Annotated in this window: 11 protein-coding genes; 8 read left to right on the forward strand and 3 right to left on the reverse strand. The window is 72.6% G+C overall.

Translation table 11 applies throughout. The features are described 5' to 3' along the window. Positions 1-39 precede the first annotated feature (39 nt). Positions 40-909: a DUF4429 domain-containing protein gene (locus IE265_RS30060; RefSeq protein ID WP_229916727.1), complete on the forward strand. Its 870-nt coding sequence runs from the start codon at positions 40-42 to the stop codon at positions 907-909. A 57-nt stretch (positions 910-966) separates the two neighbouring features. Here IE265_RS30060 and IE265_RS30065 read toward each other — a convergent pair whose 3' ends face one another. Together IE265_RS30065 and IE265_RS30070 are read right to left on the reverse strand one after the other, a co-directional pair. Continuing rightward, on the reverse strand, positions 967-1,983 hold the full coding sequence (locus tag IE265_RS30065; RefSeq protein WP_190038886.1) for an aldo/keto reductase: 1,017 nt from the start codon (positions 1,981-1,983) through the stop codon (positions 967-969). Next, positions 1,983-2,444, reverse strand: coding sequence for a MerR family transcriptional regulator (locus IE265_RS30070; protein WP_190038887.1), 462 nt, complete (start codon positions 2,442-2,444; stop codon positions 1,983-1,985). Before IE265_RS30070 ends, IE265_RS30065 begins: the two co-directional genes overlap by 1 nt. Before the next feature lie 96 nt (positions 2,445-2,540). Here IE265_RS30070 and IE265_RS30075 point away from each other — a divergent pair, with 96 nt between their 5' ends. Next, positions 2,541-3,011: a GNAT family N-acetyltransferase gene (locus IE265_RS30075; protein WP_190038888.1), complete on the forward strand. Its 471-nt coding sequence runs from the start codon at positions 2,541-2,543 to the stop codon at positions 3,009-3,011. Positions 3,012-3,030: 19 nt separating this feature from the next. Then, positions 3,031-3,870 (forward strand): serine hydrolase domain-containing protein, encoded by an 840-nt coding sequence (locus IE265_RS30080; RefSeq protein WP_190038889.1) that lies wholly within the window; start codon positions 3,031-3,033, stop codon positions 3,868-3,870. 28 nt (positions 3,871-3,898) lie between these two features. Here IE265_RS30080 and IE265_RS30085 read toward each other — a convergent pair whose 3' ends face one another. After that, positions 3,899-4,588: a pirin family protein gene (locus tag IE265_RS30085; protein WP_190038957.1), complete on the reverse strand. Its 690-nt coding sequence runs from the start codon at positions 4,586-4,588 to the stop codon at positions 3,899-3,901. An 86-nt stretch (positions 4,589-4,674) separates the two neighbouring features. On the opposite strand from IE265_RS30085, the gene fasR reads away from it, so the two are divergent. From fasR to fabF, 5 genes are all read left to right on the forward strand, one after another. Next, positions 4,675-5,880 (forward strand): fatty acid biosynthesis transcriptional regulator FasR, encoded by a 1,206-nt coding sequence (fasR, locus tag IE265_RS30090; RefSeq protein WP_190038890.1) that lies wholly within the window; start codon positions 4,675-4,677, stop codon positions 5,878-5,880. A gap of 89 nt (positions 5,881-5,969) precedes the next feature. Next, a complete protein-coding gene (locus IE265_RS30095; RefSeq protein ID WP_190038891.1) occupies positions 5,970-6,887 on the forward strand; it encodes an ACP S-malonyltransferase in 918 nt (305 codons plus the stop codon). A gap of 22 nt (positions 6,888-6,909) precedes the next feature. Continuing rightward, a complete protein-coding gene (locus IE265_RS30100; protein ID WP_190038892.1) occupies positions 6,910-7,977 on the forward strand; it encodes a ketoacyl-ACP synthase III in 1,068 nt (355 codons plus the stop codon). 71 nt (positions 7,978-8,048) lie between these two features. Further along, positions 8,049-8,297, forward strand: a complete 249-nt coding sequence (locus IE265_RS30105) for an acyl carrier protein (RefSeq protein WP_055611752.1) — start codon at positions 8,049-8,051, stop codon at positions 8,295-8,297. Between the two features lie 84 nt (positions 8,298-8,381). After that, positions 8,382-9,653, forward strand: a complete 1,272-nt coding sequence (gene fabF / locus IE265_RS30110) for a beta-ketoacyl-ACP synthase II (protein ID WP_190038893.1) — start codon at positions 8,382-8,384, stop codon at positions 9,651-9,653. The last annotated feature ends 38 nt before the right edge of the window (positions 9,654-9,691 follow it).

The following is a 9,691-nucleotide window of genomic DNA, read 5'->3' on the forward strand; positions in this document are numbered from 1 at the left end:
CTGCTCAGGGAGGGGACTAGGAAGCGCATGCCGCATACGATGGCCCGCATGGGTGACGTACTGGCCGGATTTCATGCCGCCTGGGAGTTCGAGTCCGACTCCGTGCTCATCCGCTTCGAACGGGGGATCAGGACGCCGAAGCTGTTCCAGGCGCTCGGTGAGCGCCGCATCCCGCTCGACGCGATCGCGGCCGTGACTGTGACGCCCGGCAGACGCGGGACGGTGGTCCTGCGCGCCGAGCCGAGACCGGGGGCGGACCCTCTCATGGAGGCCGCCGCGGGACAGCTCAAGGAGACCTCCGACCCCTACCGGCTGGTGCTGCCGGCCGAGCGCGAGACGCTCGCCGAGTACTACGCGGACGAACTGCGCTCGCTCCTCGCACCCGCCGACGCGGGTCCCGCGGAGCGCTACCTGGTGCAGCCGCCCGAGGCGCCCCAGCAGTTCAAGGCGTACGACGGCAAGGCGTCCTTCGACGGCAGGTCCGTGCACTTCCGGTGGTTCTGGACCGGAGCCTCCTCCGCCAAGTGGAAGGCCGGCGACCAGAGCTTCGCCGTCTCCGACATCGGCGGCGTGGAGTGGCGCTCGCCCGAGGTCTTCGAGGGGCACCTTCGGCTCCTGCACCGCGATCCGGCGACGGGCCGGCCCGCGCAGGCCGACCAGGACCCGGCGGCCGTCGTGTTCGGCCTCGGCTACGGGCCGGTGCACGAGTCCCTGCCCTTCGCCGCGTCGGTGCTCGCTGCGGTGCGGGCGGCCGGGCCCGGCGTGCCCAAGCCCGAGGCCTCGGTGCCGCGGCGCGACCCCGCCGACATCGCCGACCGCATCCGCCACCTCGGGGAGCTGCACGAGGCGGGACTCGTCACCGACGAGGAGTTCTCCGTGAAGAAGGCCGAACTGCTGGCCGAGCTGTAGGCGCGGGGGCACCGCGGGCCGGGCGGGTCCGGACACGCGGTGCCGCGGCGGGCCTCGCTACTCCCGGCCCGCCGACGTCAGCGCCATGTCGTCGTAGCGGTTGCCCGCCACCTGCGACGCGATCGGCTCCAGCAGGGCCATCTCGCCGTCGGTGAGGACGACGCGGGTCGCCGCGGTGTTCTCCTCCACCCTGGTCCGGCTGCGGGTGCCGGGGATCGGGACCACGGCGAGCCCGTGGACCAGGGCCTGCTGGTGCACCCAGGCGAGCGCGACCTGCCCGACCGTCGCGCCGTGCCCGGCGGCCACGGCCCGCACCGGCTCCAGCAGGGCCGCGTTGGCCGCGGCGTTCGAGCCCGTGCAGCGCGGCAGCTGCCGGCGGAAGTCGCCCTCGGTGAGATCCGTGTCGGCGTCGGCGAAGGAGCCGGTGAGGAAACCCCGGCCGAGCGGCGAGTACGGGACCAGGGCCGCCCCCAGTTCGCGGGCGGCCGGCACGACACCCGCCTCGATGTCCCTGCTGAACAGCGACCACTCCGACTGGACGGCCGCGATCGGGTGCACCCGCTGCGCGGCGCGCAGTTCGCCGCCCGTGACCTCGCTCAGGCCGAGGTGCTTGACCTTGCCCTCGCGGACCAGGTCGGCCATGACGCCGACGGTCTCCTCCACGGGCACGTCCACGTCCCGGCGGTGCATGTAGTAGAGGTCGATCACGTCGACGTCCAGGCGCCGCAGGCTCTCCTCCACGGCCCGGCGGACGTACGGGGCGTCGTTGCGGATGATCCGGCGCGTCGGGTCGTCGGGCGGGATCGTCAGCGCGAACTTCGTCGCGACCGCCACCTCGTCGCGGTGGGCCTTGAGGAAGGGGGCGAGGAAGCGCTCGTTGGCGCCCGCGCCGTAGGCGTCCGCCGTGTCGTACAGCGTCACGCCCAGTTCCAGCGCCCGCTCGAGGGTGGCCCGCGCCTCGCCGGCGTCCGTCGGGCCGTACGCGGCACTCATGCCCATGCAGCCGAGCCCCTGCACCCCCACCTCGGGGCCGCCGGTGCCGAGCCGTGTCCTCGCGAGCGTGCCGTCCGTCATCAGGACCTCTCCGACGCCAGGGCCCGCCCGGCGTCCGCATAGAAATTGATCTTCCGGTCGAGCACCGCGAGGGTGTCCTGGAGCTCGGCGATCCGCTCCCGGACGTCCCTGCGCGTCGCCTCCAGCAGCTCGAAGCGGTCGGTGTACGTGTGATCGCCCTCGCGCACCATCTCCGCGTACCGCACCATGCCGGCCACCGGCATCCCGGTCAGCCGCAGCTTGCCGACGAGGTCGAGCCAGTCGAGGTCGCGGTTGGTGTAGCGGCGCTGGCCCGTGTGCGAGCGGTCGATGTGCGGCATCAGCCCGATCCGCTCGTACCACCGCAGGGTGTGCGCCGTCAGGCCGGTGAAGGCGACGACCTCGCTGATCGTGTACTGGTCCCGGCCGTCCGGACGCCGGGCCGCCGGCTCCGGGCCCGCGCAGGTGTCGGCCGTGGTTGCCGTGGTCTCCATCACCGTCATGACCTCCACGCTAAAACCTTGGAGTGCACTCCAAGCAAGCGGATCCGGCGGAAAATCCCGCGACACCCGCCGGAGTCCGCCGTTACGGTTCCGATCATGATTCCGGTACGCCGTGCCCTGCCCGAGGACGCCGAGGAACTGCTCCGGCTGCGCCAGGTGATGATCGACTCCCTGGCCGGCGCGGACACCTCCGACACCTGGCACGCGGAGTCGCTGCCCACGCTGCGCGGCCGGCTGGCCGATCCGCGGGAGACGCTGGCGGCCTTCGTCGTGGACCGTCCCGGGCGGCCCGGCGCGCTGGCCGCGCTGGTCGTCGGGACGGTCGAGTACCGCATCGGGCGGGCGGGGAACCCGCACGGGCGGATCGGCTACGTCTTCAGCGTGGCCACGGACCCGGACGCCCGCCGCCGCGGGTACGCCCGCGCCTGCATGGAGGCGCTGGTGGAGTGGTTCAGGGAGCAGGGCGTGGCGCAGGTCGACCTCACCACGTCGCCCGACGCGGAGCCGCTGTACGCGTCGCTGGGCTTCGCCCGCAAGCCCGACCCCTTCATGCGCCTCACGTTCTGAGTCTCCTAAGCTCGGGGCCATGTCCTTGCAGAGCCTCGCCCTGATCGAGAACTGGCCCGTTCCCACCGCCGCCGCGGCCGTCGTACGGGCGGACGGCACCGTGCGGGGCACGCACGGGCCGACCGGGCGGCGCTTCCCGCTGGCCTCGGTCACCAAGCCGCTGGCGGCGTACGCCGTGCTGGTCGCGTACGAGGAGGGGGCCGTCGAGTTCGACGAGCCGGCCGGGCCCGAGGGCTCGACGGTGCGTCACCTGCTCGCGCACACCAGCGGGCTCGCCTTCGACGAGCACCGGGTGACGGCGCCCCCCGGGCAGCGGCGGCTGTACTCCAACGCGGGTTTCGAGCAGCTCGGCGACCACATCGCGAAGGTGACCGGGATCCCTTTCGCCGAGTACCTGCGGCAGGCCGTGCTCGAACCGCTCGGGATGACGGGTACGGCCCTGGAGGGCTCACCGGCCAAGGACGGCGTGTCGACCGTCGACGACCTGGTGCGCTTCGCCGCCGAGGTGCAGCGGCCCCGCCTCCTCGACCCGCGTACGGTCGCCGAGGCGATGACCGTGCAGTACCCGGGCACCAAGGGGGTCCTGCCGGGGTACGGGCTCCAGAACCCCAACGACTGGGGCCTCGGCTTCGAGATCCGGGACAGCAAGTCCCCGCACTGGACCGGCGGTTCGTCCTCACCGCGCACCTTCGGGCACTTCGGCCAGTCCGGCACGTTCCTGTGGGTGGACCCGGACGCCCGGTGGTCGGACGGGCGGGGCGTCGGCGCGGCCTGCGTGGCGCTCACGGACCGGGCGTTCGGGCCCTGGGCCGTCGAGGCGTGGCCGGCCTTCACGGACGCGGTCCTCGCGGAGCTCTGAGGGCGCCGGCGGCGCTCCCGGCACCGGCTCAGGGCGCCCCGTCGGACGGGTGCGGACCGACCCGCGGGCGGGCCATCTCCCACAGCAGCAGTTCCGCCGCCTCCATGGCCACCGCCTCCAGGTCCTGAGCGTCGGTCACGCGGGCCGAGTCGCCGGGACCCAGCGTCCGTCCGCCCAGGACGACTTCCCCGCGGACGACCTGCGCGTACACGAAGGCCGCGTCGGGCACGGCGGTCCGCTCCCCCGGTGCCAGGCGCCGCACGTGCAGCATCGCCGCCGCCTCCGGGACCGCGTACGGGGTGGAGTCGGCGATGCCGTGGACCAGATCGTAGGCGGGCTCGCCGCCCGGCTCCAGCGGCGCCAGCCACATCTGGACGAAGCGCAGCGGCACGTCCCCGGCGTTGCGCTCGACGTGCCGGACCCCGCCGGCGGAGCTGAGCCGCTGGACGTCGCCGGGGCGCACGAGCGACTCGTGCCCGGCCGTGTCGCGGTGCGTCAGCTCGCCCTCGACGACCCAGGTGACGATCTCGGTGTGGCTGTGCGGGTGCTCGTCGAAGCCCGCGCCGGGCGCGAGGGTCTCCTCGTTGCAGGCGATGACGGCACCGAAGCGCAGATTGTCCGGGTCGTAGTGGGGCCCGAAGGAGAAGGCGTGCAGGGACTCGATCCCGGCCGCCGGATCCCCTCCGCGGTAGCGCTCCGCGGAGCGCCGTACGTCCATCACGGACCCCACGGTAGACCCGCCGCACCCCGGGCACCCGCCACCCGGCGCCGCACATCCGCGTCCTGATGAGGCAGTCTTGTCCCGTGCCCGAACCCGAAGCCAGCACCACAGACCGCGCAGCACGCGCCGCCCACGCGCACGCCGCGACCCTGAAGCGGCTGGAGAGATCGTCCGGCAGTCTGGCCGCGCAGGCCATCGCGCGCATGGACGAGACCCTGCCCTGGTACCGGGCCATGCCCCCGGAGAACCGGTCGTGGATCGGTCTCGTGGCGCAGGCCGGTATCGCCGCGTTCACCGAGTGGTTCCGGGTCCCGGACGCTCCGCAGGCGATCTCCACGGACGTCTTCGGCACCGCGCCCCGCGAGCTGACCAGGGCGATCACCCTGCGCCAGACCGTGGAGATGGTGCGGACGACGATCGAGGTGATGGAGAGCGCCATCGACGAGGTGGCCGCTCCCGGCGACGAGAACGTGCTGCGCGAGGCACTGCTCGTGTACGCCCGGGAGATCGCCTTCGCCACCGCCCAGGTGTACGCGCAGGCCGCCGAGGCACGCGGCGCCTGGGACGCCCGGCTGGAGTCGCTGGTCGTGAACGCGGTCCTGTCCGGCGAGGCCGACGAGGGCGCGGTCAGCCGGGCCGCCGCCCTCGGCTGGAACTCGCCCGAGCACGTGTGCGTGGTGCTGGGCACGGCGCCCGACGGCGACAGCGAACTGACCGTGGAGGCCATCCGGCGGGCCGCCCGGCACGCCAAACTCCAGGTGCTGACCGGTGTCCTGGGCGACCGGCTGGTCGTCATCGCCGGCGGCAGCGACAACCCGATCGCCGTCGCCAAGTCCCTGATCGGCCCGTACGCCGCCGGACCCGTGGTGGCGGGCCCCATCGTGCCCGACCTGCTCGCCGCGACCCGGTCCGCGCAGGCCGCGGCGGCCGGCCTCAAGGCGTGTTTCGCCTGGCAGGACGCGCCGCGGCCGGTGCTGGCCGACGATCTGCTGCCGGAGCGCGCGATCGCCTCCGACCCCGCCGCCCGCGATCAGTTGGTGGAGGAGATCTACAGACCGCTGGAGGAGGCCGGGTCGGCGCTCCTGGAGACACTGAGTGTCTACCTGGAACAGGCGAGCAGCCTGGAAGGCGCGGCCCGGATGCTTTTCGTCCATCCCAACACCGTGCGCTACCGGCTTCGACGTGTGACTGACGTCACCGGCTGGTCGCCCTCCGATGTACGGTCGGCCTTCACGCTGCGGATCGCGCTGATCCTGGGGCGTCTGGCCGATGGAGATCCCCAGCTCTAGGCTTTTGTGGGGGACCTACAATTCCCCCTCCTGTTCTTCGTCCCTGTCCCCACGGGCGGCCGTGCCCGTCCACAAGAGAGAGTGTGAGAGTGCTCGTACTCGTCGCTCCCGGCCAGGGCGCCCAGACGCCCGGCTTCCTGACTCCTTGGCTCGACCTCCCCGGTGCCGCCGACCGCGTCGCCGCGTGGTCGGACGCCATCGGGCTCGACCTTGCCCACTACGGCACGCAGGCCGACGCGGACGCGATCCGGGACACGGCTGTCGCCCAGCCGCTGCTCGTCGCCGCCGGACTCCTGTCCCACTCGGCACTCGGTGACACCTCCCCCGGCGCGGTCGCCGGGCACAGCGTCGGCGAGATCACGGCGGCGGCCTTCGCCGGCGTCCTGGACGACACCGCGGCCCTGACGCTCGTCCGCGGACGCGGCCTGGCGATGGCCGAGGCCGCGAAGGTCACCCGGACCGGCATGTCGGCGCTGCTCGGCGGCGACCCGGAGACGACCGTCCCGCACCTGGAGAAGCTCGGCCTGACAGCGGCCAACGTGAACGGCGCGGGCCAGATCGTGGCCGCCGGCACGCTGGAGGAGCTGGCCGCCCTGGAGGCCGACAAGCCCGAGGGCGTACGCCGGGTCGTGGCCCTGAAGGTCGCCGGCGCGTTCCACACGCACCACATGGCCCCGGCCGTGGACGCCCTGGCGAAGGCCGCGGCGGAGCTGGCCCCGGCGGACCCGTCGGTCCCGTACGTGTCCAACAAGGACGGCCGGGTCGTCGTCGGTGGCGCCGAGGTCCTGTCCCGTCTCGTCGGCCAGGTCGCCAACCCGGTCCGCTGGGACCTGTGCATGGAGACCTTCAAGGAACTCGGCGTGACCGCGCTGCTCGAGGTGTGCCCCGGCGGCACGCTGACCGGGCTCGCCAAGCGCGCGCTGCCCGGCGTCGCGACGCTGGCGCTGAAGACACCCGACGACCTCGACGCGGCTCGCGAGCTCGTCGCCGAGCACGCCTCCGCCTGAGCGCGTAAGGAGCCGACTGAGCATGTCGAAGATCAAGGCCCGCAAGGGCGCCCCGTACGCGCGCATTCTCGGTGTGGGCGGCTACCGCCCGGTCCGTGTAGTGCCCAACGAGGTCATCCTCGAGACGATCGACTCGTCCGACGAGTGGATCCGCTCGCGCTCAGGCATCGAGACCCGGCACTGGGCGAACGACGAGGAGACCGTCGCCGCCATGTCCGTCGAGGCGTCCGGCAAGGCGATCGCCGACGCCGGGATCAGCGCCGAGCAGATCGGCGCGGTCGTCGTCTCGACCGTCTCGCACTTCAGCCAGACCCCGGCCATCGCCACCGAGATCGCCGACCGGCTCGGCACGGCGAAGGCCGCCGCCTTCGACATCTCGGCCGGCTGCGCCGGATTCGGCTACGGACTGACCCTGGCCAAGGGCATGGTCGTCGAGGGCTCCGCCGAGTACGTCCTCGTCATCGGTGTCGAGCGGCTGTCCGACCTCACCGACCTGGAGGACCGCGCGACGGCCTTCCTGTTCGGCGACGGCGCGGGCGCGGTCGTGGTCGGCCCCTCCGAGGAGCCGCACATCGGCCCGACCGTCTGGGGCTCCGAGGGCGACAAGTCCGCCACGATCAAGCAGACCGTGCCGTGGGACGTCTTCCACACGCACGCCCGGCTGCGCACCGACGGGGAGGCCCTCGCCGGCGAACTCTCCGAACTCCCCCTGGACTCCAAGGGCGAGCTCAAGTTCCCCGCGATCACGCAGGAGGGCCAGGCGGTGTTCCGCTGGGCCGTGTTCGAGATGGCGAAGATCGCCAAGGAGGCCCTGGAGGCCTCCGGACTCACTGCGGACGACTTGGACGTCTTCATTCCCCACCAGGCCAACGAGCGGATCATCGACTCGATGGTGAAGACTCTCAAGCTGCCGGAGCACGTCACGGTCGCGCGTGACGTGCGTACCACCGGCAACACCTCGGCCGCCTCGATCCCGCTCGCTATGGAGCGGCTCCTGGCGACCGGCGAGGCGAAGAGCGGCGACACCGCGCTCGTCATCGGCTTCGGGGCGGGTCTCGTTTACGCCGCGACGGTCGTTACCCTCCCCTAAGCACACCGTCCGGATCTTTCCGGACGGGAGTACCGCCACACCCTCTGGAAACACAAGAAGGAGCGCCTGACATGGCCGCCACTCAGGAAGAGATCGTCGCCGGTCTCGCCGACATCGTGAACGAGATCGCCGGCATCCCGGTCGAGGACGTCCAGCTGGAGAAGTCCTTCACCGACGACCTGGACGTCGACTCGCTGTCCATGGTCGAGGTCGTCGTCGCCGCCGAAGAGCGCTTCGACGTCAAGATCCCGGACGACGACGTCAAGAACCTCAAGACGGTCGGCGACGCGACCGAGTACATCCTCAAGCACCAGGGCTGAGCCAACCCACAGCCCGGATGCTGCTAGCCCCGCCACCCGGCGGTGGCGCCGCTGAATCCTCGTATCGTTGGAGAAAGAATTCCCGTGAGCCCGACCAATCGCACCGTGGTCGTCACCGGTATCGGCGCAACCACACCGCTGGGTGGCGACGCAGCCTCTACCTGGGAGGGCCTGATCGCCGGACGATCCGGTGTCCGCCCCCTGGAGCAGGAATGGGCCGCCGACCAGGCGGTCCGTATCGCGGCGCAGATCGCCGTGGAACCGGGCGAGGTCATCCCGCGCCCGCAGGCCCGCCGCCTCGACCGCTCGGCGCAGTTCGCGCTGATCGCGGCCAAGGAGGCCTGGGCCGACGCCGGTTACACCGACCCGGCCGGTGAGGACGACGGCGTCGACCCCGACCGGCTGGGCGCCGTCATCGCCTCCGGCATCGGCGGCGTCACCACGCTGCTCGACCAGTACGACGTGCTGAAGGAGAAGGGCGTCCGCCGCGTCTCCCCGCACACCGTCCCCATGCTCATGCCGAACGGCCCGTCGGCCAACGTCGGTCTGCTCGTCGGCGCCCGCGCCGGTGTGCACACCCCGGTGTCGGCCTGCGCGTCGGGCGCGGAGGCCATCGGCTACGCCATCGAGATGATCCGCACCGGCCGCGCCGACGTCGTCGTCGCGGGCGGCACGGAGGCGGCCATCCACCCGCTGCCGATCGCCGCGTTCGGCAACATGATGGCGATGTCCAAGAACAACGACGACCCGCAGGGCGCCTCGCGTCCCTACGACCTCGGCCGTGACGGCTTCGTCCTCGGCGAGGGCGCCGGCGTCCTCGTCCTGGAGTCCGCCGAGCACGCCGCCGCGCGCGGCGCCCGGGTGTACGCGGAGGCGGTCGGCCAGGGCATCTCGGCCGACGGCCACGACATCGTGCAGCCGGAGCCCGAGGGCCGCGGCATCGCGCGCGCCCTGCAGAACCTGCTCGACAGCACCGACCTGAACCCGGCCGAGATCGTGCACGTGAACGCGCACGCCACCTCGACGCCGGCCGGTGACGTGGCCGAGCTGAAGGCGCTGCGCAAGGTCTTCGGCGACGACACGGACCACTTCGCGGTCTCCGGTACGAAGTCCATGACCGGGCATCTGCTGGGCGGCGCGGGCGGCGTGGAGTCGGTCGCCACGGTCCTCGCCCTGTACCACCGGGTGGCGCCGCCGACCATCAACGTCGACAACCTCGACCCCGAGGCCGAGGCGGCCGCCGACATCGTCCGGGGCGAGGCGCGCAAGCTGCCCGTCGAGGGCCGTATCGCGGCGCTGAACGACTCGTTCGGCTTCGGCGGGCACAACGTGGTGCTGGCCTTCCGCTCGGTCTGACCCGCCCTCCCCGCAACTACGGCGTGTGGCCCGGCTCC

The organism is Streptomyces fructofermentans (assembly GCF_014651055.1).
In the GTDB taxonomy this organism is placed as follows: Bacteria; Actinomycetota; Actinomycetes; order Streptomycetales; family Streptomycetaceae; genus Streptomyces; species Streptomyces fructofermentans.

Excerpts from the sequence above, each read along its gene's own strand:
- IE265_RS30105 (WP_055611752.1), top strand. The coding sequence starts at position 8,049 with ATGGCCGCCACTCAGGAAGAGATCGTCGCCGGTCTCGCCGACATCGTG.
- IE265_RS30075 (WP_190038888.1), top strand. The coding sequence starts at position 2,541 with ATGATTCCGGTACGCCGTGCCCTGCCCGAGGACGCCGAGGAACTGCTC.
- IE265_RS30070 (WP_190038887.1), bottom strand. The coding sequence starts at position 2,444 with ATGACGGTGATGGAGACCACGGCAACCACGGCCGACACCTGCGCGGGC.
- IE265_RS30060 (WP_229916727.1), top strand. The coding sequence starts at position 40 with ATGGCCCGCATGGGTGACGTACTGGCCGGATTTCATGCCGCCTGGGAG.
- IE265_RS30080 (WP_190038889.1), top strand. The coding sequence starts at position 3,031 with ATGTCCTTGCAGAGCCTCGCCCTGATCGAGAACTGGCCCGTTCCCACC.
- IE265_RS30065 (WP_190038886.1), bottom strand. The coding sequence starts at position 1,983 with ATGACGGACGGCACGCTCGCGAGGACACGGCTCGGCACCGGCGGCCCC.
- IE265_RS30100 (WP_190038892.1), top strand. The coding sequence starts at position 6,910 with ATGTCGAAGATCAAGGCCCGCAAGGGCGCCCCGTACGCGCGCATTCTC.
- IE265_RS30085 (WP_190038957.1), bottom strand. The coding sequence starts at position 4,588 with ATGGACGTACGGCGCTCCGCGGAGCGCTACCGCGGAGGGGATCCGGCG.